This window comes from Microcystis wesenbergii NRERC-220 (assembly GCF_032027425.1).
GTDB lineage: Bacteria > Cyanobacteriota > Cyanobacteriia > Cyanobacteriales > Microcystaceae > Microcystis > Microcystis wesenbergii_A.
This window is the reverse complement of the sequence record NZ_JAVSJA010000001.1, coordinates 2,114,972-2,136,703: the sequence shown is the minus strand read 5'-3', so window position 1 is coordinate 2,136,703 and position 21,732 is coordinate 2,114,972. Positions and strand designations below refer to the sequence as shown.

The window sequence follows — 21,732 nt, the reverse complement described above, 5'->3', positions numbered from 1 at the left end:
ATTAGGGGTAGTGAATTGGAGGACTTGGGGACGATTTGTTTGAACAGAGTAGAGTGTACGTTTTTCAAGATAACTCGACCGAATTCTCTGCAACAAAAGGTGTTAGATTTATTAGGGGTTTCTTTAATAGAACTCTTGCAAATTAATTATATGTTATAATGATGGGTTAACTAATTTTCCCCAAAAAATTAGTTAATCAGTACATTTGTCCTGAATGAAAACTTGAAGTTTAACTTTTAACTCAAAACTCTTTAGAGCTGCTTTAATTTGGTTATCAAAACCTCTTTATTTAAGCGGCACAAACTATCTCAATTATAAAAATTGAGAATAAATTCTCCTTGACTTGATTAATCTTTAGGCAACTTTTAAGAAGCTGCTATACCAGAAACGTTGAATCCTGTAATAAAACTTTACATTGACAAGCATAATACCCCTATAACATCAAATTTTAAATTGAATAGACAATCCTCCGGAACCAGTGTACATAGCTAATATGTTGACACATGAAACTCTGTAAATAGCGCAGTTTGTCTAATAAGCTTTTCCCAAATCCTTCTTCAATATCTATTAGCTGTAGAATCAGATAAGCGATAATGCAACTATAGATCTGTAGGCGGATTCCGTTCTCGTTTTTAGTGATTAGATTATCCAACTTTAGATGCATTTTTAAAAATTTCCACAGCAGTTCTATTTGCCATCTTTGGATGTAAATTTCGGCAACTTCTTCATTACTAACTGCTCCTTCTCCTTCTAGAGGTAAATCTGTCGCCAGCCGAAATTCTGTTTGACTTTCTAGGTCGCAAAAAGCGACTACTCTTACTTCTATTTGTCTTTTATCTTTTCCGAGTTTACACTTGCCATTTTCGAGCATCTCTAGGCTAATATTATTTTTCACTCTCAAGACAAAATGCTTGTCACTACTCTCTAATAATTCGGTGATTCTTTGATTAGACGCAAATCCTCTATCCATTGCTCCAACTCCATTTACAGGAATTGCTTCTATCGTTTTTCCTCCTTCTTTTGAGTCATGACCTTGACCAAAATGGATGAGTATTCCGACCACCTCTGTTGTGATACTATTAAGACCAGAGAATAGTTTTACTTGATGCCATCCCTGGGACCATAGTAATTTACTGGTTAAGCTAATTATTGTTGAGTCAATAGGAAATAAAGCTCGCGCATTCTCTATTCCTTTTTTGGCAACTAAACGCTTATTTAATTCGACAATGACTTTCTCAAATGGACTTGTTTCTCTAATTTTGCTTGCCTTAGAAAATGTGGATAAATTTACATTAATTCCTTGAAGTACCATTCTACTGCATAAGTCCCTCATACTGACGATGCTTTTATCTAAAGCAAAACCAATCCAACAGGACAAAAATGTAAAAGTATCTAAAGCGGGGTAGTCATTTTTAGGCAGTGGTTTGAGAAGCTCTTTTATGAGTTTTGAAAAATTCGTCATCAGGGCAAACTCCCTATTGTGAGGGGAATAAGTTGTCTAGATTCTATCTATAATAGCATTTTTTTTCTGACTTTTCTCAACGTTCAACACTTCTGCTGCTATACCTATCCCTAACTCACAGTTATAAATAGCCGCCAACAAGTTAACTCTTAAACTATATCTTCGACGACGATTCCGATATTTACAGGATAAGATTTTAAAGATTTTGAGTTTCCTATTTATAGGTTCAATGATAATCCTTTCTTTGGCTAAAGCCTTGTTATACTCTTTTTCTAACTCTGTTAATTTTCTATTTTTCGATTTCTTTTTCGGTGTATAACTATTACTATGGTATGCATCTATTCCCTGATAACCACTGTCTTCTATGCTGGTAGTTAAAGGATGAAAACGAACTCGACTTTTTTTAAATAAACTAAAATCATGACCTCTACCTTTCCCACAAAAGACACAGATAATTTCCTCTGTATTTTGATCAGCTACTAATTGGGATTTTAAAGTATGATAACCTCTTTTACCCCCCAAAAAATCTTTCTGTTTCTTTTGGGGGCGTTCAATGGGAGTTTCCGTTACATCCATTACCGTTATGACCGGTATCTCTGCTTGATTGAGTAAAGCTTTTTTTCCTTTTAAACGGAAGTTTCCCGATTGTAAAAGCATTTTTTCCGTCTTATTTACAATCCGACCTATAGTTGATTCTGATAGTTCCCAGCTTGTACCAATGTGAAAATATGTTCTATATTCTCGCCAATATTCTAACGTTACTAAAACTTGTTCTTCTATAGATAGTTTAGGTTTCGGTCCCCTTTTAGATGGTGAATTAGAGTCGGCTTCAACACTTTTTACTGATTCTACCATCTTTCTATATGTTTGTTTATACACACCGAAACGGCGTTTGAATTGTTCATCTGATAAGTTTTGATAATCCATAATTTTGCTAATAAACATAGCAAAATTATAGATGATTTCCTGACCTAAGATCACATTTTATTCTTTTTTCCACTTCAATCTAAGAATTGAGAAAAAAGCAAAACCCTCCATTATACCATAAAAAAATTATGCAAGAGGTCTAATTTGTACTCAGTAACGGGGCAGCAGAAATTCTCTTAATCCCTCCTCCGGCAAAAGTTGTCGCTTTTTGTCAACGGGGAAGTTCAGTAATATAGCCGACTTTGGTGGTTTCTTGTTCGGTGGATTTAGATGGGTTTAGTTGGCGCTTGAGGGTTGAAACTGTGGTGAAGAGGTCGAAGACGATTTGAGGCACGCTGTTAAATGTGATTGAATAGATGTCTAATGCACAGCTGTCAGGGTTGTGGGGTGAAGGCTATCAAAATTGCCTAGCTTACTTGGGAAGTAAGCCTCTCAGGGCAACCTATACAAAAAAGACCGATCGAGCTAGACTCGTAAAAAGATAACTCCATCTAGAAAGCTTACCCTAGACTGGAAAGAACGTCGGAAAAATCTCGTCAGAAATAGGAGTCAATCGAGTTTATGCCAGAGCTTGCTGTACCATTAGAGCTTGATTTCACTAGCGAAACCTATAAATCAGCCTATAGTCGCATTAATGCCATCGTTATTGAAGGCGAATACGAGGCCAATAGCAATTATATTCAATTAGCAGACATCCTTGCCGATAACAAAGAAGAGTTACACCGTCTGGCAAAAATGGAAAACCGTCACATGAAGGGTTTTCAAGCTTGCGGCCAAAATTTGCAAATCACTCCTGATATGGAGTATGCTCAAGAATTCTTTTCCTCTCTGCACGATAACTTCCAAATTGCCTACGCAGAAGGTAAAATCGTCACCTGTTTATTGATCCAATCTTTGATTATCGAAGCTTTTGCGATCGCTGCCTATAATATTTATATTCCTGTTGCCGATCCTTTTGCGCGTAAAATTACCGAAGGCGTAGTTAAAGACGAATATTTACATCTCAATTTTGGCGAAGAATGGCTAAAAGCGAACTTTGAAACCGCTAAAGAGGAATTAGAAGCGGCAAATCGCGCTAATCTTCCCATTGTCTGGAGAATGCTCAATCAAGTCGAGGATGATGCTCGCGTCCTCGGTATGGAAAAAGAGGCCCTCGTGGAAGACTTTATGATTAGCTACGGGGAAGCTTTAAGCAATATTGGTTTCAGCACCCGTGATATTATGCGGATGTCTGCCTACGGATTAACTGCTGTCTAAAGCTTGAGTCTCTAGATTTCCTTTTTTTCCCTGCTGCCGCTCAACACAGAGCGGCGCTTTTGTGTAATATATTTAAGAGTCTTAACGATTTCTTAGCAATATCCTCATTTTTATCTAGTGCCATCTAGTCTAACGAAAGAACAATCAATGTTTGGTCTTATAGGTCATCTTACCAGTTTAGAACACGCCCAATCGGTCGCCGACGATCTAGGTTATCCTGAATATGCTAACCAGGGATTAGATTTTTGGTGTGCTGCCCCCCCGCAAATTGTCGATGATTTTCATGTCACCAGCATCACGGGGCAAACCATCAGAGGGAAATATATCGAATCCTGTTTTTTACCGGAGATGTTGTCGAATCGTTGGGTAAAGTCTGCTATTCGTAAGGTGCTAAATGCCATGGCACTCGCTCAAAAAAGTGATATCAATATCACCGCACTCGGTGGTTTTTCTTCAATTATTTTCGAGGAATTTAATCTCAAAGATAATCGACAGGTGCGGAATATCGAGCTAGATTTTGGCCGTTTTACCACAGGTAACACCCACACCGCTTACGTCATCTGCACTCAGGTGGAAACCCTCGCTGAAAAAATGGGCATCGATTTAGCTCAATCTACCGTCGTGGTTTGCGGGGCAACCGGAGATATCGGCAGCGCCGTTTGTCGTTGGTTAAATGAAAAAACCGATACAAAAAAACTAATCTATGTGGCACGCAATCAAGAGCGTTTACAATCTCTCCAAGAGGAGTTAGGACGCGGTAAAATTCTTCCCCTAGAGGAGGCTTTACCCCTAGCTGATATCATTGTTTGGGTGGCTAGTATGCCTAAAGGGGTGGAAATTGATGTGGATAAACTCAAGCGCCCCTGTATTATTATTGATGGTGGTTATCCGAAAAATTTAGGCACGGTGTTAAATGCCCCCGATATTTCGGTGATTAAGGGCGGCATTGTCGAGCATTCCCTCGATATTGACTGGAAAATTATGAAAATCGTTAATATGGATATTCCCTCTCGTCAAATGTTTGCCTGTTTTGCCGAGGCGATTTTATTAGAGTTGGAGGGTTGGCAAACTAATTTTTCTTGGGGACGCAATCAAATTACCGTCCCTAAAATGGAACAAATCGGCGCAGCTTCCCGCAAACACGGTTTTCAACCTTTGTTATTTTAACTAATATCCCCAACCCCCCACCGACCAGGGAATTAGAAGTTTCAGGCGACAAATAATTAGGAGTGAGCGCTTGACTTTGACGGCGGCTTGGGTTATGATTGTCATATAATGGGATGTTCGTGTTTAACACTGAATGCTTAGATTACCATTATAAATAAACTCTTTTAAAAATATTATCCCAAAATCTGCCCACAAAAGCCAGCCAAATTTTGCCATCAATTGTTAAATTTTGTTAAGAAAAATCCCAATAGTGGCAAGGTATAGGACTCCCTTCGCTGATCAGAGGTCTTTTGGGGGAATTATAGAGATGTGGGCCTGAATTTTAGCGCGTTCCCAGGTTCTACCTGGGAACGCTTTGTTGAGGTTCTACCTGAATACTACTTTAAGGCAGAGCCTTCGACTCATTGTTCGCTTACTCTTTTAAGGGAAGGGTTTTAAAATTGCTTTAACCTTTATCCTGTATGCTTTTTAGCGAATAAGGTAAGCAGAAAAGTGCCGAATGCGATCGCCAATTGACTCGCTCAAACCCTGATCAATTCGTTAACTTCCAAATGGTCTTTTTGTACTAATAAATATTCGAGTAGAACGCTCAATGCGTTTGCTAGACTGCATTTGAGACAATTTATCAAATTTTCGGTTCGAGAAATGAGCGAACGGTGAGTTTGAACTCTCAAAAATTAATTATGCAAGAAATCTAATAATAATAGGAGTGAGGGCTTGACTTTGCCGGCGGCTTGGGTTATGATTGTCTCATAATGGGATGTTTGTGTTTAATTGCAAGTGCTTAGATTACCATTATGAATAAACTCTTTTAAAAATATTATCCCAAAATCTGCCCACAAAAGCCAGCCAAATTTTGCCATCAATTGTTAAATTTTGTTAAGAAAAATCCTAAGAGTGGCAAGGGATAGGACTCCCTTCGCTGATTAGAGGTCTTTTGGGGGAATTATAGAGATGTGGGCCTGAATTTTAGCCTTCTAGCAAAGACGACAAAACCAATAAACCCTGACTAAATCTAGGGTTTGCGGCAAAAAGTTTGTCGTGGGATCTGGGGTGTAGGGTTTTACCGATCTCATCTGGTCAATTACTCAATTTTCAGGGAAAAAGTACCTGAAGTTTCCCCCTGATCACTCCCATGCCAGGCACTTTTGGATTTCAAAAAAGTCTAAAAGTCTTATCCAACAAGGTTTTTAGATTTGTTCAGCCAGCCCTAAATAATTAGGAGTGAGGGCTTGACTTTGACGGCGGCTTGGGTTATGATTGTCATATAATGGGATGGTCGTGTTTACCATTGAATGCTTAGATTACGATTATAAATAAACTCTTTTAAAAATATTATCCCAAAATCTCCAGACAAAAGCAAGCAAAATTTTGCCATCAATTGTTAAGTTTTGTTAAGAAAAATGGCAAGAGTGGCAAGGAAGAGAACTTCCTTAGCTGATCAGTCCGATATCCTTGATAGTTTCTCAGGGTTTTTGGGGGAATTATAGAAGTGTGGGACTGATTTTTAGCTTTCTAGCAAAGACGACAAAACCACTAAACCCTGACTAGAACTAGATTTTTTCCTGATGAAAACTTGGTTAGAAGATCGCGGTATTTTACCCGCTTACGGTGGTGGGGTAATCATTGGCATTACCCTCTGTTTTTTCGGAGCGGCGACTAATACCATGGCGGGATGGTTGTATGCTATCTGTGGCACGACGATCGCTGTTTTAATTTTATCGATAATTTTACCCCGTCGTTCCCTTCTTCCCCTGAAAGTGCGTCGTCTTGCCATTGTACCCGTAAGTGCGGGAGACGATCTTAGTATTAGCCTAGAGATAGAAAATACTAGCAATCAGCCGATAAATCTGTTAGAAGTGACAGATATGCTGCCTATAGTTCTCGATCAGCCAAAAATAACCCCAATAGAAGCGATTGCCCCCAAAAGTTGCCATCGTTGGACCTATTATTTACCCACCAGTAAACGGGGTATTTATCACTGGCAAGAAGTACAATTAAGAACAGCAGCCCCTCTCGGTTTATTTTGGTGTCGTCGTTGTAGTCAAGCAGCGGCTAAAGCTTTAGTTTATCCCCAAGTTTTACCCTTACAACAATGTCCCCTGATCGATTCCCTCGGTCAAGAGATGGAACAAAAATTAGAAAATAATCGCTATTATCAAAGGGCTAGTCAAGGACTTACCCGTAACCTGAGACAATATCGCCACGGGGATTCTACCCGTTTAATTCACTGGAAAACTAGCGCCCGTTTGGGAGAATTGCAAATTCGGGAATTAGAAGTGTTAACGGGAGGACAGGAAGTGATTATCTGTCTCGATACCCTCTGTGATTGGCAAGAAGACAGTTTTGAACGGGCGATTATTGCCGCTGCTTCCCTCTATTTTTATGCCCATCGTCGGCAATTAAATGTGAAACTCTGGACCGGTGAAACGGGTTTAATTCAGGGGGAAAGGGTCATTTTAGAGACTTTAGCCAGTATAGACGCAAAAGCTAGTCAAAAAAACGCCAATCTGCCTAATTTACCTGTAATTTGGTTGACAAGTAACTTCAATTCCATCGAACAACTCACCCCCGGCAGCCGTTGGTTATTTTTCCTCGCTGCCGATTCTAGGGAGAGTCCTTCACTCTTAATCCGACAGTTTAGCGGATTGGCGATCGAAGCGGAAACTTCTCTACAACAACAATTGCAAAAACCCCCTCGTTGAGAAAATTTCCGTTCACAGTCTAGATTGAGAGGAAATTCTCCAGAAAAAAATACCGGTATCCCCGAAAAAGATGTTATGATGAAAAAGACTCGGACTCATGCGATCGCAACGCCTTAACCTTGTCAGGACCGGAAGGTAGCAGCAATACGGGATGCTTGTGACTGGCGTGATCTCCGGGTCTTTTTGTTGCCTGTGACGGTCGCTGTTGTGAACGCTTTCAAAACTTTTCGATCGCTTACTGCCGAGACTCGTAGTCAACTACTCTTCCTCTTCGTCACGGCGCTGTTTTTCTGGATAAGTATCACCACTCTCCTCCCCACTCTCCCCACCTATATTGACTCCCTAGGCGGTAGCAAACAAGATATCGGTTTTGTCATGGGGGCCTTTGCTATCGGTTTAATTTTATCGCGCAGTTGGTTAGGCAATCTAGTTGATCGCCGCAGTCGCCAATTAGTGGTTTTATTTGGAACTATTGTCGCCGCTACCGCACCCCTCGGTTATCTATTTTTTCGCGATCTTTCCTCTTTATTCGCCGTCCGCGCCTACCATGGCCTCAGTATCGCCGCTTTTACCACCGGTTACAGTACGCTAGTGGTGGATTTTTCCCCCGTTCGTCAACGGGGAGAGATAATTGGTTATATGAGCCTAACTGCACCCATAGGCATGGGAATCGGTCCAGCTTTAGGCAGTTATCTCTACAAATCGATCGGTTATAACGGTTTATTTCTAGTTTCCGCCACTTCAGGAGCGATCGCCTTTCTCCTGAGTTTCTCCATTCAAGAACCGGACTTCAAGAAAAAATTAGCCGAAATGAAGGCAGAAAATCAGACAATTGAGCGCAGTTTCTGGGCATTATGTCAAGAGCGAGCTTTTTTAGTCCCCACCTTAGTTTTTCTACTGGTGGGGACTTTATTCGGCGGTTTAGTCGCTTTTTTACCCCTGTTTCTCCTCGAAAATCAGATCCCTTTCAGTGCCGGTCTATTCTACAGTTGTGCGGCAGTATCGGGGGTAATCGGACGGATTTTGTCGGGAGGAGCCAGTGATCGCTATGGACGGGGTTTATTCATCACTATTAGCGTTTTTTGCTATGGTTTATCCATGTTGGTTCTATCTTCTGCTCGATCTCCTTCCGCTTTAATTTTAGCCGCTATCCTCGAAGGTACGGGAGGGGGGATTTTATTCCCTATGTTACTGGCTTTAATCTCCGATCGCTCTGGTCCCCAAGAACGCGGCCGGGCCTATTCTATCTGTATCGGCGGTTTTGATGTGGGAACGGCCTTAGCAGGTCCAATTCTGGGGGTTTTAGCAATTTCCTACAAAACTATGTTTAGTTTATCGTCAGGATTAGCTGTTATCGCTCTCTTTCTCTTTTTTACTCTTTCTAACCCCACTATAAGCCATTCTTTTCTCTTCGCTTTCGGTTTAGAAAAAGATCGTTATGCTCTGCGCGGACAATTACAATAAAGCTTACTGAAAAAGTTTTTCCTAGTACAGGGTTATTTAATAGGTTTGAGGTTGAAAATTATCGGGAATATCTAATTCAAATACTTGGTCATGAATCCGAGCCACATAAAACCCTTCTTGTAGAATTTTTTCCCGTAATTCCGGGGATAAATCAACGGCAGCTAATATGCCATAGAGTTTTTTATCTTTGTGTTCAGGAAAAAAGCGGCGAAACCGTTGCAAAATACTTTTTAATTGTGTAATAGAATCCTCTTTGGCATGACTTTTAACCTCAACGATATAAGCAGTATTTAGCTCACCATTGGTATAGGCAAGAACATCAATTTCTATGTGTTGTCCTTCTTTACTGACTCGGACACTGGGACTGATAACCTCCATACCAAATTGTTGTCCGAGAATCGTTTCCATTGAAGGAAGGGCAAGTCCTTCGGTAAAGCTGCCGAATTTGGCAGCGAGTCCCCCAATTTGTTTGCCCAGTTCCTTGAGTTGTTTGTCGGTTTCCTTCTGTTGTTGGGCGTTTTCCTTCTGTTGTTGACTAACTTCCTTCAATAGTAGTTCAGTCTCCTTCTGTTGTTGACTAACTTCCTTAAGTTGTCGGTCAGTTTCCTTGAGTTGTCGGTCAGTTTCTTTTTGAGCGGTAGTTAATTCCGCTAAGAGTCGCCATACATCTTCGGATGTGGTTGCCATAAATAATTGTTTCCTTCCGATCTAGTCTATTGTTATTTTAGTCAATCGCGCCGATACTTCCTACTTTTTAACCTTCCATGCTCTCTTTTTTGTCAAGTACATCTTATAGGATTTTAGATGAGCTTACCCTGATAATCAATTATCGGCGGCAAGAATTGACTTTTTCTACCCCTAATTTATGACAATTTTAGGCACTTCCTCCCTTTGATGCACAAAAAAGATCGATTAAATTTCCGGTTAAACTGATAGGCTCTTCCCTTGCTCAGAAGTGGCAAAATGCCGCTCGATTAGGGAGGGGACATCTTGGGGAGCTACCTGATTATAATGGGTTTTATCGGGCATAACCACCAGATTCGGGCCTTTTTTGCACTGTTTTAAACAGCCGGTTAATTTAATATTCACCGCTTCTCCCAGTCCTTTTTCCTCTAAACCACTCTCTAACCTTTGGCAGACTCTCGCACCGCCATTTTTCCAACAATCGGACTTCTGACAGATTAAGACGGTGGCTTTTTGCGCTTTTGCCGGGGTGACTTCTGGGGTTTTTTCGCCGGATAAATGCTCAATCCCTAGTACCCTAAGTTTTAATTTTCCCTTTTTTGAACAAAGACTACTTTCTCCCGTCACTTTTAGCCATGAGTGGAGAGCAATATTAAGAGGTATGTGGTCTCGCAGTGTTTTTTCGGGCTTCAACCAATATTCCCGTTTATCAACACTGATTCTCAGGTATTTTACCTTATATCCGTCCTTGAGGACAAAACCGAGGAATTGACCGACCACTTGAAAGGGAACCATGGCAGTTGCAGATTTTGACATAATTTCTTACTTTTTACTCTCAGATTGCTAATTTTTCTCAAAGATTATGCTTGTCAACAGGTTTCCAGCCAAGCGATTAAACAGCCTCGAGAAACCCCTACCTGTCGCAGGACAATCCACAGCTGTAAAAGTTGAGCGGGGCTATCGATGCGAACCTGCAAAAGCTTATGGAGCGAGCATTTACATTCAATGTCCACGGCCTGCAGCCAGTGGTAGAGCTGCCAGCGCTCCCAAGCACTAAGAGGGAAGATTTTCTCACCTTCCGATGGCAATTTGTCTATACTCATGGGGCTTTTAATTGAGAATTATTAGCAATATAACTCTAGGCTGATGTTCTCAGTATAACCGACAACTGCAAATAATTATCAATAACCTGAAGAAAAAAAGTTACCCGGCAGCGGCGATCAGCTAAAATCTTGCTTGTCCGCTTTGCCGGTCCCGGAATCCCTACCTCCTAGAATTGTCAAAGGGATAAAAATGGAGATAACAAGATTTATTGAGGAAAATTATGGATAAAAAAGCTCAAAAAACCGATAATTCAGCAATTCTCTATTTTGATGGTGGTTCTCGCGGCAATCCGGGGAGAGCAGCAGGTGCAGCGGTAATAGTTTTAGCCGAGGGTAATTCCTTGACTACGACTAGATATATGGAGAGAGCCACTAATAACGAGGCCGAATACACGGGATTGATTATTGGATTGGAAAAAGCCCAAGAATTAGGCTTAAAAAGCCTAGAAATTCGCGGAGATAGTCAATTAGTCATCAATCAAGTTAAGGGAGACTGGAAGGTAAAAAGCGATAGTTTACGTCCCTTTTATCAGCGTACTTGTCAATTAGTCGCCCAATTCGATCGCATTAGCTGGTGCTGGATTGAACGAGCTAAAAATAGTTTGGCTGACGCTGCTGCCAATCATTGTATGGATGCGGCGAAAAAATCGCCAGAAAAACCGAAGGAAGGCGAAACTAATCTCGATATTCTGCTCCAATCCCTGAAACCAATCCTCAATACCGAAGAATTCGTTTTCTCTTCCCTAACAGCAACAGGACTAGAACAGCTACAATTAACCCCTATCTGCCAATTTCAGGAAGAGGAAGGCATAACGGTGATTATTCCCCGTCAGCAGGCTGATCGCACAGGATTACAGTACAAATATATTTATAGACAAATTACTCTTTCTGTGCATTCTAGTTTAGCGGCGGTGGGATTTTTAGCGGTGATTAGTGAGAAACTGTCCGAAGCGGCAATTAGCGTCAATGTCATTTCCGGTTATTATCACGATCATTTATTTATCCCTAGGGATAGGGTGACAGAAGCGATGGCTATTCTCGAAGAAATTAGCCGCTCATAACAGTTATCAGTTATCAGTTATCAGTAATCAGTTATCAGTCATTAGGAGCCAGGAGTCATACTAAATCCGTTGAGTATAAGCTACATATCAGGACAGGCAAAAGGCAAAAGGCAAAAGGCAAAAGGCAAAAGGCAGCTTTGTTCTCCCCACACCCCACACCCCCCCCTGCCCCCCCGATGTCGGGGGGGTTGGGGGGGTCACACCCCACACCCCACTTCCCTTTAAACAGGATTTATGATTATTTGCCCTCCTCTGAGGAATTTTTCACCGTTTCTTCTAGGAAAACTACCGGTTCTTTTTCCCGTTGCTGCGAGCGGATGATATCGATGGTACTTTTCAGCACACTAGCGATGGGAACTGCTATCAATAAACCGAGAATTCCTGCCACTTTGCCCCCGATAAAAAGAGATAGAATAATCCAGACGGGATTAAGTCCGATCATACCTCCCATTAACCGAGGGGCGATGACATTATCATTAATTTGACCCACAATAATGGTCAGGGTCAAAACTTTTAACCCTAACCAAAAATCTTGAAACATCAGTAGGGTACTAATGCCAATAATGGTAAAGGCACTGGCAAAAGGAATTAATGTAGTTAGACCGATCGCCACCCCGAATAATAGGGCATAATCAACCTTGAGAACCACAAAAACAAAAATTTGAGCAAGGCTGAGAATTCCCGCTAAAATGGTTTGACCAGCAAAATAGGTTTCAAAAGTTTGACGAATAATCGTTCTTAATTTGAAATTCCAGGGAGCAGGAATCCAGCTAAAAATTCCCTCCCAAATTTGTTCGCCATAGAGAACCAGAAAGACAGTTAGAACCAGAACAAAGAGAATGTTTAGGATACTGTTGATAGTTCCCAGCACAAAGCTGAGTAATTGCGTGCTAAGAGTTTGTAAAACATTGGTTAGTCGTTCCGATAACTGGGTGATTGATTGCTCGATATAAATCGCATATTTCTGAGTTTTATCCCACTTTTCTAAATTTTGTATCTGTTCGGTTCCCGACTCGATCCACTGGGGCAAACTATTGATTAAACTGCTTAATTGCTCGACAATCTGGGGAATTAAAATTAAACCTAAAACAATCAAAATTAATAGGGCAATTAAAAAGACAATAGCGATCGAACCACTGCGATTAACCCCGCGTCTTTGCAGCAGTTTGATGGGAACATCTAAGACAAAAGCTAGTAAACTAGCAGTGACAAAAATACTGACTAAGGGTTCTAGATAGCTAAATAATTGGAATAATAACCAACCATTGAGAAATAAGAGCGGAAAAACTAGACTTAGCCGCAACCAACGAGGTAGTTGCTTAAAAAGCTCTATCATTAGACCTCTTGTAAAAATCAAAAATTGTTGTTAGGGTTAGGAGTCAGTAGTCAGTAGTCAGTAGTCAGGAGAATTAAGGCTCTTCGTTACTTGGTATGGTTCGATAGGGTGGCATAAATCGACTAAATCCTTGTCTGGCAAAAGATTTAATTGATTAGTTCGCTCTAGATCGAAAAAAATTGACAAAAATCGCCAAGTGCCTTTCTCTATAAGAGTTTCATTCCCTATAACCCTGTCCGTTGCATAAGACAAACCGAAGAGCCAGAATTAAGAATGAATAATAATCAATTAAACGGTCTATTTCCAGATTTTATGTAATTTAATCCTTGTTTTTGCCGTTTTTGAACCCTCAAAAATTAATTATGCAAGAGGTTTATTAATTTTGTCCTGAGAGAGTATCGAGGTAAAAAGAGACTTTTCTAACTAGAAATCCCCTTTCAATTTACCATCTCCTCGTTACTTTTTTGGTTCCAGTAACCCTGAAACTCTTATCCTAACTGTATGGAGCTAAGCGGATTCGAACCGCTGACCCCCTCAATGCCATTGAGGTGCTCTACCAACTGAGCTATAACCCCTTGAAGACCATTTTTGAATATAGCTTAAATAGAATCATTTTGTCAAGGGGGGACGAGAAAAAAATTTGTCACTCAAAAGGCGATCGCTGATAAGACAATGGTAAAACAATCGCCCCCATTTAGACAGGAGCCGGAATTTGGGTTAAATAGGTTAAACAGTGACCCATGAGGAAATAAACTACTAACATAGCCGCTGCCGCTGCTGCCACCAAGGTTCCCGCCAGCATCAAGGAAAACTCTTGCTTGTCGAACGCTTGCTGCATCAGATGCAATGACCAAGCCACAAGACCGAGGTCAAAGATGAGAATCGGAACTAACATATTTTAAATTTTGTTAACTTTCCTCTATTCTAATACATAATTTTCCCTGGGGATAATCGGAGGGAAGTTAAAAACAGGGATTTTTTGCCGGTTTCTCGATCACGGCTGTCAGCCCTCAGCCATTAGCTTTCAGTAATAGGTCTAAACCTTGCTATTCTTGGGTTTAAGCCTGAAGAAATCCTTATCCCGGAAAAGCGACTCAATCACTAGATTAAGTTCTGCAAATCTGTCCCTCATTTTCGGGCTAACGCACGGGGACCTGTTGATTTTGCAGATAATTTTTAACCTCAGCGATGGTTAATTGACCATAATGGAGCAAAGAAGCCAATAAAGCCGCTTCTGCCCGCCCTTCCGTCAATGCTTCGTAAATATGCTGACAATTACCTGCTCCTCCCGAAGCAATCACAGGAATCTCCACCCTTTCCGCGATCGCTTTTGTCAAGGCCAGATCGTAACCCGCTTGCGTGCCGTCAGCATCCATACTGGTAACTAACAACTCACCCGCCCCGCGTTTTTCCACTTCTTGCGCCCATAATAAAGCATCAATACCCGTATTTTCGCGTCCACCCCGAACATAAACCTCCCAACCGGGGTTATGCACATCCTTACGTCGTCTAGCATCGATCGCCACCACAAGGCACTGTTTCCCAAAGCGATCGCTGGCTCGATCGAGCAATTCCGGCTCGCGCACGGCAGCCGAGTTAATGCTGACTTTATCGGCCCCGGCTCTTAACAAATTTTTAATATTTTCTAAGGATTGGATACCGCCACCCACGGTCAGAGGAATAAAAACCTGTTCCGCCGTACGATAGACTACATCAATAATCGTGTCGCGATCTTCATGGGTAGCAGTAATATCAAGAAAAACCAACTCATCGGCCCCTGCCTGATTATACAAGCGGGCCAACTCCACGGGGTCGCCAGCATCCTGAAGATTGACGAAATTAACTCCTTTAACTACCCGACCTTTATTGACATCCAAACAAGGCAAAATCCGCTTCGCTAACATATCCTAGACTCTTGATTGTAACAATGGCCATCAAACGATCGCACAATTCCCCCCCGGCTGCCGAGGAAAATCTGCTCACTCCCAATCCCACTATAGAAGAAACGGAAAAAGCAGAAGCGCAGATTCGTCCGCAATCCCTAGAGGATTATATCGGTCAACAGGACTTAAAGGCTAATCTAAAAGTCACCATCGCCGCGGCCAAAGCTAGACAAGAAGCGATCGATCATTTGCTCTTCTACGGACCGCCGGGGTTAGGAAAAACCACCATGGCTTTAATTTTAGCGGCTGAGATGGGAGTAAATTGCCGCATTACTGCCGCCCCCGCTTTAGAGCGTCCCCGGGACATTACCGGCATCCTGATCAATCTTCAACCCCGGGATATTCTTTTTATCGACGAAATTCATCGACTGAATCGGGTAACGGAGGAGTTATTATACCCCGCGATGGAGGATTATCGCCTAGATGTGACGATTGGCAAGGGTCAAGCGGCGAAAATTCGCAGTATTTCTTTACCTCCCTTTACTTTAATCGGTGCTACTACCAAAGTTGGCTCTTTAACTTCGCCTTTGCGCGACCGTTTTGGCATGATTCAACGTCTGCGCTTCTATACAGTCGAGGAATTGACCACAATTATTCTCCGAAGTGCCACTATTTTTAATATTCCCATGACTGAAGCGGGTGCGATCGAAATTGCCCGTCGCGGTCGGGGAACTCCACGCATTGCCAATCGTTTATTAAAACGGGTGCGCGACTATGTGCAGGTGAAGGGAGAAACTATGATTACCCCCCAGTTAGCCGCTGAGGGATTAAATCAATTAAATGTGGATTCTATGGGTTTAGATTGGACCGATCGATTAGTATTAAAGACGATGATCGAACAGTTTCAAGGCAGACCCGTGGGATTGGAAGCGGTAGCGGCAGCCACGGGAGAAGATGCCAAGACGATCGAGGAGGTGTATGAGCCTTATTTATTACAAATAGGTTATCTCAATCGTACTCCCCGGGGTCGCGTGGTGACGGCTGCCGCCTACGAACATTTAGGTTTACTGGCGAAATTGCCGAAAAATAAGGATCAGAGTTTACCTTTGTTTGAGTTGTAGTTTTCTAGACCCTAACTAGGTTAAAGATGGCATAGCCAACGCATAATTGAAACCAGTTGATTATCATTGGTTAAGTTAGCGGCATTGGTGAGTTTTTTCGTCTCTAATTGCTGATAAATTTCCCTAGCCATTTTTGTTTCAATAGCAGCGCCGATAAAAAAAGTATAAGGATGCTTAGAGATTTTTCTAAAAGCATCATCAATTCTCTGCAAAGCAGTACGAGCAGTTTTCCAATGTTCATCTGCTCCTGCGGGATCAATCCCACCTTTCAATTCTCCCAAAGCAATGTATAAATCAGCAGATTGTAAGGTTTGTTTTTTGATTTTTTGATTAGCTAATTGCGTCGAATCACATTTTAAAAGGCACAAATCAATATTGTTGTTATTAACAATGGGAACATTGACATTATAAATTATTGTTCTTGGTTGGCTGTTATTTAACCAGCTAACACCTCTAACCAAGATTTCTAGATTAGGTGTCATTTCTTCAGCTTCTCTCCATTGATTATTACTAGAATTGAGCCAATCATAAGCAATCCCTGCTACTCTTAAAGTTGCTAATAGAGAACGAGTAAATTTACTTTGAGCTAAGGAGCCACCCGCGTTTCTCATGATTCCTCCTAAAGTGTCACCCCGAATCAATAGAAATCTATAGACTAACTCCTCGACAAAATTAGTCCCCGCAGGTTCCAGAAAATTGACAATTAATTCTTGAATTGCTTCTACCTTGTCTTGGGAATGTAAATAATTTTTAGCCTTATCAGAAATTCCCGATGCAGTTAATAAAGCCGCTTGAATATCTGGGATGTTTAGTAAATCTCTAGGATTGTTTACGGTTTGTGCAATAATTTTTAAGGTTCTTGCTTCTGCAATTAAAGGAGTAGCTCTCTGATTTTTTTCTAAGGCTAGAGCAATAAATCCTGAACGGATAGCTTCATAGGTAGTCTCCAAATCACAACTTTGGTTTAAATGCAAGAGATAGGGTTTTTCCATTAAGGCTTTCTCCACACATAAATACATTTTCTTAAAGATTCTCTACCATGACATCCCATTTGCTGACTACTATTACCTTTTCCCTGAGGAACTACTAAAATATTTTCTACTTTAAATCCAATTTCTTCGGCAATTTTTGACAAAATTAAATCTACAGAAATACTAGCTCCCGCATAGCGCACGTTATCATTAATCATACAGAAAATACCCGAGGATTTCATAACCCGAAAGCATTCATAAATTAGACAAGACATTTCCAGAAAATACCCTCTAATCATCCGAGGAATACCATGGTTATTTAAGGCCTTGCTTGATTTTAATTCCTCTAAATAACCCAGGATACTCTCTAATAATTTTTGACGATCAGTTATGGCAATGGCTGGCGACCAATGTTCATTTATTTTTAGTAACTCTTTGGGTTTATTTTCAACAGTGCAACTAAGCATTTGTTGACGTAATTGTTTTAATTGTAGTTGATCTATTCCCAATAGAGCCAATTCTAAAGCGTAGATACGAGTATAATCATAGCGATTACAATAAGGAGGAGAAGTAATAATAGAATCGTATTTTTCTGAGGAAATCTCTGGCAAAATCTCAAGACAAGAACCTTGATATAGTTGAATTTTTCCCCGAGGATAATCTCTAGAAAAAAGTTCCAATTGTTGCTGACTAGGCTCTAAATCTGCGAGAATTTCTCGTAACTTGCTATGTAGGGCAATTTTAAAGTCTAAAATTTTTCCTTTGTCAAATATATTTTTGCCCTGTTGTTTACCAGAACGATAATCCCAACGGAGGTATTGACCATCTTTTCTAGTATAGCTAATTGATTCGAGAATAGAAAGTAAGGCAAATTTTAAGATCGCTTGCACTCGCTCATTCTCTTGGGCAATCAACCCTAAGTAACTTTCTATACAAGCCTGATTTTCTTGGGGATATGCTCCTTGAGTAATTGGTAATTCTAATAACTTAACTTTGTAATCTACCTGTTGCCAAAGGCTATGGTTAGACCAGTACTCTAGACGATGTATATCATCACTATTTAAGCCATTTTCTAAAATTTGTCTAGTAATAATTAATTCCTGTCCAATCGGCAATAGTTCTATTCCATCTGCTGATAAACCCCTGGCCGCCGCCGCAAACAAAGTTGTTCCGCTGCCGGCGAAAAGGTCTAGTATTTTTCCTTGTTTGATACCATATTTTTCTAGAAGATAAACTATCAGATCAACGGAAAAACCCTCTTTATATTTATACCAGCGATAAACCGGTTGGTTCTTATTACCTTGAAAACTCACTAGGGTACGAGATAATTGCTCAGAATAAAGTAATTTGTCTTGAAAATAATTAAATAATTCTCGATCAAGATTGTTAATTTCTAACAATCTTTCTGCTAGATTAACTGAACTATTAATCATTTAGGTTTACTGGCGAAATTGCCGAAAAATAATTATCAGAGTTTATCTTTATTTGAGGGGTAATTTTAATCGGTGGGGAAAGGGCGATACTTAAGTAGCTGGTTATAATTAAATTGAAGATAGATTTTAGGTTCGATCCCCCCTTAATCCCCCCTTGATAAGGGGGGAACTGATCGTTTTTAACACCTACCTACTTAAGGGTTAATTCTCGCACCGATTCCCCTAGATTTAATCTCAATCCCCTAGACAAATACCCAAACCCCTGGCGGTTTTGACTAAAGTTTCTTCGGGATCGACGACGCGATAGGTTTTAATCGCCTCCTCAATGGGAACACTGACCACTTGCCGATTTTGCCAGGCCACCATGCGATCGAATTCTCCCTGGGCGATCAGATCCACGGCCGCCACGCCAAAAGCCGCCCCCAGTAAGCGATCCATCGGAGAAGGAATACCCCCCCGTTGAATGTGGCCCAGGAAAGTCACTCTCGTTTCGGCCCCGGTTTCCCTGGCAACTTCTTCGGCTAAATAGCGACCGATACCCCCGAGACGATCTTCCCCTAGGGCTTCCTTTTGCACTAGGCGATTGCCAGTTTCGGTACGCACAGCCTCGGAGACAATAATCAGAGAAAACTGTTTATCCAGACGCTGCCGTTGCCGGATCTTCTCGCAGATCTTCTCTAATCGGTAGGGAATTTCGGGAATGAGAATGATATGGGCCCCCCCCGCAATACCGGCAGCCAGGGCGATATGGCCGGCATCTCTACCCATAACTTCTAGAATCATCACCCGGTTATGACTAGCGGCGGTAAAATGGAGGCGATCGAGGGCCTCTGTGGCGATATTAGTAGCTGTATCGAAGCCGATGGAGACTTCTGTAGCTCCCACATCATTATCGATGGTTTTGGGGATACCAATCAGATTAATGCCTCCCTGTTGGGCAATACGGCGCAAAATCGCCAGACTACCATCGCCACCGATGCCGATCAGGGCATCCAGTCCCAGACTATGATAGCCGTCAATGATTTCCTGAGAGCGATCGATCAGGGTTCCATCCGGCATCGGGAAAGCGAAGGGATCCCCTTTATTGGTAGTACCGAGAATTGTTCCTCCCATCACCAACAGGCGATCGACTCCTTCAATATCAAAGATAGTGGTTTTGGGGGGACGGCTAACTAATCCGTTCGTTGCTTCTCGAATACCCACCACTTCCCAGCCATAATTGCCACTGGCATGGTGGACAACGGCACGAATGGCGGCATTTAAACCCGCACAGTCACCACCACTGGTGAGAATTCCAATTCGTTTTTTTTCACCCATAGCTTTTTGTCAGGAGATTAACAAATCTATATTTAGGGAAAAGTTGCGGATAATGCCTAAAAATTAAGAAAGTTTCTAGATCGTCCCTGACAGCTAGGGGAAAAAATCGAAAAATCAGACCCTATCCCCTCAGTCCCTCTACCAGAGAGTTTGACCGACACGAGCAGGGTATGCAGGGCGACACGGATTCCCATTATACTAGAAAGTATATAGCAATCTTAGGGCATTTGTCAACCCTAATATACGAGAAATTTTCTGATAACTGATAGCCGATCAATTTAACTATTTACTGCTTGCTGAAGACGGGATATATCCCAACCTTTTTGATTGAGAAGTAGCCAAGACTGCATTAAATCAGGACCGTGTAACTCCCCCATCAAAGCGGCGCGTAGAGACTTCATCACCAGACCTTTTTTAACCCGATGGGCTTTAGTTGTTGTCTCAACAATTCCCTTAGCAGCTTCTCCGGTCAAATCGGGAGTAATAGCGGCGAGAATATCCTTGATAATATCCTTAACTCCCTCTAATTGTAATTGACTTAAAGCCTCCTGATTATAATTAGCCAGAGGGGTTAAAAGTAAGCGACTTTCAGCGACAGCATCGCTTAATCGAGTTAAACTCGGACCGATGAGAGTAGCCAAACCGATCAACCAAGCTCGATCGGTTTCAGCATCAAAATTATACCCTGCTTCTTGCCAGTAAGGGAGAAGTAAAGGCACTAATTCCTCACCGGTTAAACGATGGAGATATTGACTATTAATCCAATCCAGTTTAGTCCAGTCAAATTTTGCCCCCGCTTTATTTACCCGTTCTAAACTAAACACTTCTGCGGCCGTTTCAAGGGTAAAAATTTCTTCAGTGGAATCGGGAGGAGTCCAACCGAGGAGAGTCATGTAATTAACCAAAGCTTGCGGCAGAAAACCCAGTTTTCGGAAATCATCGATCGAAGTGACTCCATCCCGTTTAGATAACTTGCGACCCTCCTGATTTAAGATCAAAGGACTGTGGGCAAACTCCGGCACTTTTGCCCCCAAAGCTTCGTATAAAAGAATTTGTTTAGCCGTATTAGCGATGTGATCTTCCCCACGAATAACATGGGTAATTTCCATATCGATATCATCAACAACTACCGCTAAATTATAAAGAGGCTGACCGAAGTTTTCCTCGGCATTTTCCGAGGTACGAGCGATCACCATATCGCCACCTAAATCACTACCTTTCCAGATGACTTTTTCCCGGATTAAATCCTGCCAAATAATTTCTCGATCATCGTCAATAATAAAACGAATTACTGCTTTTCTCCCCGCTTGCTCGAATTGCGCTTGTTGTTCGGGGGTGAGATAACGGTGACGATTATCGTAACGGGGGGCAAGATTGCGGGCTTTTTGTTCTTCCCGCATTTTTTCCAATTCTTCCGGGGTACAATAACAACGATAGGCTAAACCTCGATCGAGCAGAGTTTGAATAGCCTGACGATAATAATTAAGACGTTGAGTTTGAAAAAAAGGACCTTCATCCCAATTCAGTCCTAACCATTGTAGGCCCGCTTGAATATTTTCCGTATATTCTGGTCGAGAACGTTCTAAATCTGTATCTTCCACGCGCAAGATAAATTTACCCTGGTGATGATGGGCAAAAAGCCAGTTAAACACGGCTGTGCGCGCTGTTCCAATGTGTAAATTTCCCGTGGGACTGGGGGCAATACGAACTCTTACTGTCACGATCTAACTCCTAGGTTTTTGCGGCAACGATATCCCATGTTATGGCAAATTCACCTAGGCCAACTGGCAAAATTAAGAAAATTAAATGAATAGCTACCAAAGGGTGAGGGATGAACAACA

19 protein-coding genes, 1 tRNA gene and 1 other RNA gene are annotated in these 21,732 nt (G+C 41.6%); 7 read left to right on the top strand and 14 right to left on the bottom strand.

All coding sequences use genetic code 11. The features are described from left to right. Positions 1-448 precede the first annotated feature (448 nt). Complete coding sequence (locus RAM70_RS10450; protein WP_288016859.1) at positions 449-1,465, bottom strand: IS4 family transposase; 1,017 nt, start codon at positions 1,463-1,465, stop codon at positions 449-451. 33 nt (positions 1,466-1,498) lie between these two features. Continuing rightward, positions 1,499-2,407: an IS5-like element ISMae4 family transposase gene (locus RAM70_RS10445; RefSeq protein WP_312675885.1), complete on the bottom strand. Its 909-nt coding sequence runs from the start codon at positions 2,405-2,407 to the stop codon at positions 1,499-1,501. Between the two features lie 543 nt (positions 2,408-2,950). Here RAM70_RS10445 and RAM70_RS10440 point away from each other — a divergent pair. The 5 genes from RAM70_RS10440 (at position 2,951) to RAM70_RS10420 (ending at position 8,982) form a co-directional block, all read left to right on the top strand. Next, positions 2,951-3,646 (top strand): aldehyde oxygenase (deformylating), encoded by a 696-nt coding sequence (locus RAM70_RS10440; protein ID WP_045358471.1) that lies wholly within the window; start codon positions 2,951-2,953, stop codon positions 3,644-3,646. Between the two features lie 147 nt (positions 3,647-3,793). Further along, entirely contained in the window at positions 3,794-4,813 is a 1,020-nt protein-coding gene (locus RAM70_RS10435; RefSeq protein WP_045358472.1) for a long-chain acyl-[acyl-carrier-protein] reductase, read from the top strand. Positions 4,814-6,381: 1,568 nt separating this feature from the next. After that, the gene (locus RAM70_RS10430) at positions 6,382-7,518 is read left to right on the top strand and encodes a DUF58 domain-containing protein (protein ID WP_312673624.1); all 1,137 of its coding nucleotides are present in this window, start codon (positions 6,382-6,384) and stop codon (positions 7,516-7,518) included. Between the two features lie 86 nt (positions 7,519-7,604). Beyond that, positions 7,605-7,701: signal recognition particle sRNA small type (ffs, locus tag RAM70_RS10425), an RNA gene on the top strand. Positions 7,702-7,710: 9 nt separating this feature from the next. Continuing rightward, on the top strand, positions 7,711-8,982 hold the full coding sequence (locus tag RAM70_RS10420; RefSeq protein ID WP_312673622.1) for an MFS transporter: 1,272 nt from the start codon (positions 7,711-7,713) through the stop codon (positions 8,980-8,982). Positions 8,983-9,018: 36 nt separating this feature from the next. Here the strand turns inward: RAM70_RS10420 and RAM70_RS10415 are convergent, their stop codons facing one another. The 3 genes from RAM70_RS10415 to RAM70_RS10405 form a co-directional block, all read right to left on the bottom strand. Further along, positions 9,019-9,669 carry a DUF3782 domain-containing protein gene (locus RAM70_RS10415; protein WP_045358474.1) on the bottom strand — a complete coding sequence of 217 codons (651 nt, stop codon included), beginning with the start codon at positions 9,667-9,669 and terminating at the stop codon, positions 9,019-9,021. A 237-nt stretch (positions 9,670-9,906) separates the two neighbouring features. Beyond that, positions 9,907-10,482, bottom strand: coding sequence for a (2Fe-2S) ferredoxin domain-containing protein (locus RAM70_RS10410; RefSeq protein ID WP_312673620.1), 576 nt, complete (start codon positions 10,480-10,482; stop codon positions 9,907-9,909). A 53-nt stretch (positions 10,483-10,535) separates the two neighbouring features. Further along, positions 10,536-10,769, bottom strand: a complete 234-nt coding sequence (locus RAM70_RS10405; protein ID WP_190380590.1) for an Asr1405/Asl0597 family protein — start codon at positions 10,767-10,769, stop codon at positions 10,536-10,538. 221 nt (positions 10,770-10,990) lie between these two features. On the opposite strand from RAM70_RS10405, the gene RAM70_RS10400 reads away from it, so the two are divergent. Then, entirely contained in the window at positions 10,991-11,830 is an 840-nt protein-coding gene (locus tag RAM70_RS10400) for a reverse transcriptase-like protein (RefSeq protein ID WP_190380591.1), read from the top strand. 238 nt (positions 11,831-12,068) lie between these two features. Here the strand turns inward: RAM70_RS10400 and RAM70_RS10395 are convergent, their stop codons facing one another. From RAM70_RS10395 to hisF, 5 genes are all read right to left on the bottom strand, one after another. Continuing rightward, positions 12,069-13,166 (bottom strand): AI-2E family transporter, encoded by a 1,098-nt coding sequence (locus RAM70_RS10395; protein WP_045358485.1) that lies wholly within the window; start codon positions 13,164-13,166, stop codon positions 12,069-12,071. A 57-nt stretch (positions 13,167-13,223) separates the two neighbouring features. Beyond that, complete coding sequence (locus tag RAM70_RS22950) at positions 13,224-13,418, bottom strand: hypothetical protein (protein ID WP_072024799.1); 195 nt, start codon at positions 13,416-13,418, stop codon at positions 13,224-13,226. 250 nt (positions 13,419-13,668) lie between these two features. Continuing rightward, positions 13,669-13,741 (bottom strand) — tRNA-Ala (locus RAM70_RS10390). A gap of 119 nt (positions 13,742-13,860) precedes the next feature. After that, on the bottom strand, positions 13,861-14,061 hold the full coding sequence (locus RAM70_RS10385; protein ID WP_002796074.1) for a hypothetical protein: 201 nt from the start codon (positions 14,059-14,061) through the stop codon (positions 13,861-13,863). Between the two features lie 244 nt (positions 14,062-14,305). Next, positions 14,306-15,070 (bottom strand): imidazole glycerol phosphate synthase subunit HisF, encoded by a 765-nt coding sequence (hisF, locus tag RAM70_RS10380; RefSeq protein WP_045358486.1) that lies wholly within the window; start codon positions 15,068-15,070, stop codon positions 14,306-14,308. A 23-nt stretch (positions 15,071-15,093) separates the two neighbouring features. On the opposite strand from hisF, the gene ruvB reads away from it, so the two are divergent. Continuing rightward, the gene (gene ruvB / locus RAM70_RS10375) at positions 15,094-16,170 is read left to right on the top strand and encodes a Holliday junction branch migration DNA helicase RuvB (protein WP_312673616.1); all 1,077 of its coding nucleotides are present in this window, start codon (positions 15,094-15,096) and stop codon (positions 16,168-16,170) included. A gap of 20 nt (positions 16,171-16,190) precedes the next feature. On the opposite strand, the gene RAM70_RS10370 is transcribed toward ruvB, so the two are convergent. From RAM70_RS10370 to gltX, 4 genes are all read right to left on the bottom strand, one after another. Next, complete coding sequence (locus RAM70_RS10370; protein ID WP_002759695.1) at positions 16,191-17,189, bottom strand: type II restriction endonuclease; 999 nt, start codon at positions 17,187-17,189, stop codon at positions 16,191-16,193. After that, entirely contained in the window at positions 17,162-18,574 is a 1,413-nt protein-coding gene (locus RAM70_RS10365; RefSeq protein ID WP_312673612.1) for a class I SAM-dependent methyltransferase, read from the bottom strand. Before RAM70_RS10365 ends, RAM70_RS10370 begins: the two co-directional genes overlap by 28 nt. A 234-nt stretch (positions 18,575-18,808) precedes the next feature. Beyond that, positions 18,809-19,891 carry an ATP-dependent 6-phosphofructokinase gene (locus RAM70_RS10360; protein WP_045358489.1) on the bottom strand — a complete coding sequence of 361 codons (1,083 nt, stop codon included), beginning with the start codon at positions 19,889-19,891 and terminating at the stop codon, positions 18,809-18,811. 278 nt (positions 19,892-20,169) lie between these two features. Further along, on the bottom strand, positions 20,170-21,612 hold the full coding sequence (gltX, locus tag RAM70_RS10355; protein WP_312673610.1) for a glutamate--tRNA ligase: 1,443 nt from the start codon (positions 21,610-21,612) through the stop codon (positions 20,170-20,172). Positions 21,613-21,732: the final 120 nt, after the last annotated feature.

Coding starts and splice junctions, on each gene's coding strand:
- RAM70_RS10410 (WP_312673620.1), bottom strand. CDS start 10,482: ATGTCAAAATCTGCAACTGCCATGGTTCCCTTTCAAGTGGTCGGTCAA.
- RAM70_RS10400 (WP_190380591.1), top strand. CDS start 10,991: ATGGATAAAAAAGCTCAAAAAACCGATAATTCAGCAATTCTCTATTTT.
- RAM70_RS10405 (WP_190380590.1), bottom strand. CDS start 10,769: ATGAGTATAGACAAATTGCCATCGGAAGGTGAGAAAATCTTCCCTCTT.
- RAM70_RS10360 (WP_045358489.1), bottom strand. CDS start 19,891: ATGGGTGAAAAAAAACGAATTGGAATTCTCACCAGTGGTGGTGACTGT.
- RAM70_RS10365 (WP_312673612.1), bottom strand. CDS start 18,574: ATGATTAATAGTTCAGTTAATCTAGCAGAAAGATTGTTAGAAATTAAC.
- RAM70_RS10415 (WP_045358474.1), bottom strand. CDS start 9,669: ATGGCAACCACATCCGAAGATGTATGGCGACTCTTAGCGGAATTAACT.
- RAM70_RS10385 (WP_002796074.1), bottom strand. CDS start 14,061: ATGTTAGTTCCGATTCTCATCTTTGACCTCGGTCTTGTGGCTTGGTCA.
- RAM70_RS10440 (WP_045358471.1), top strand. CDS start 2,951: ATGCCAGAGCTTGCTGTACCATTAGAGCTTGATTTCACTAGCGAAACC.
- RAM70_RS10395 (WP_045358485.1), bottom strand. CDS start 13,166: ATGATAGAGCTTTTTAAGCAACTACCTCGTTGGTTGCGGCTAAGTCTA.
- hisF (WP_045358486.1), bottom strand. CDS start 15,070: ATGTTAGCGAAGCGGATTTTGCCTTGTTTGGATGTCAATAAAGGTCGG.
- RAM70_RS10370 (WP_002759695.1), bottom strand. CDS start 17,189: ATGTATTTATGTGTGGAGAAAGCCTTAATGGAAAAACCCTATCTCTTG.
- ruvB (WP_312673616.1), top strand. CDS start 15,094: ATGGCCATCAAACGATCGCACAATTCCCCCCCGGCTGCCGAGGAAAAT.
- RAM70_RS10445 (WP_312675885.1), bottom strand. CDS start 2,407: ATGTTTATTAGCAAAATTATGGATTATCAAAACTTATCAGATGAACAA.
- RAM70_RS10435 (WP_045358472.1), top strand. CDS start 3,794: ATGTTTGGTCTTATAGGTCATCTTACCAGTTTAGAACACGCCCAATCG.
- RAM70_RS10430 (WP_312673624.1), top strand. CDS start 6,382: ATGAAAACTTGGTTAGAAGATCGCGGTATTTTACCCGCTTACGGTGGT.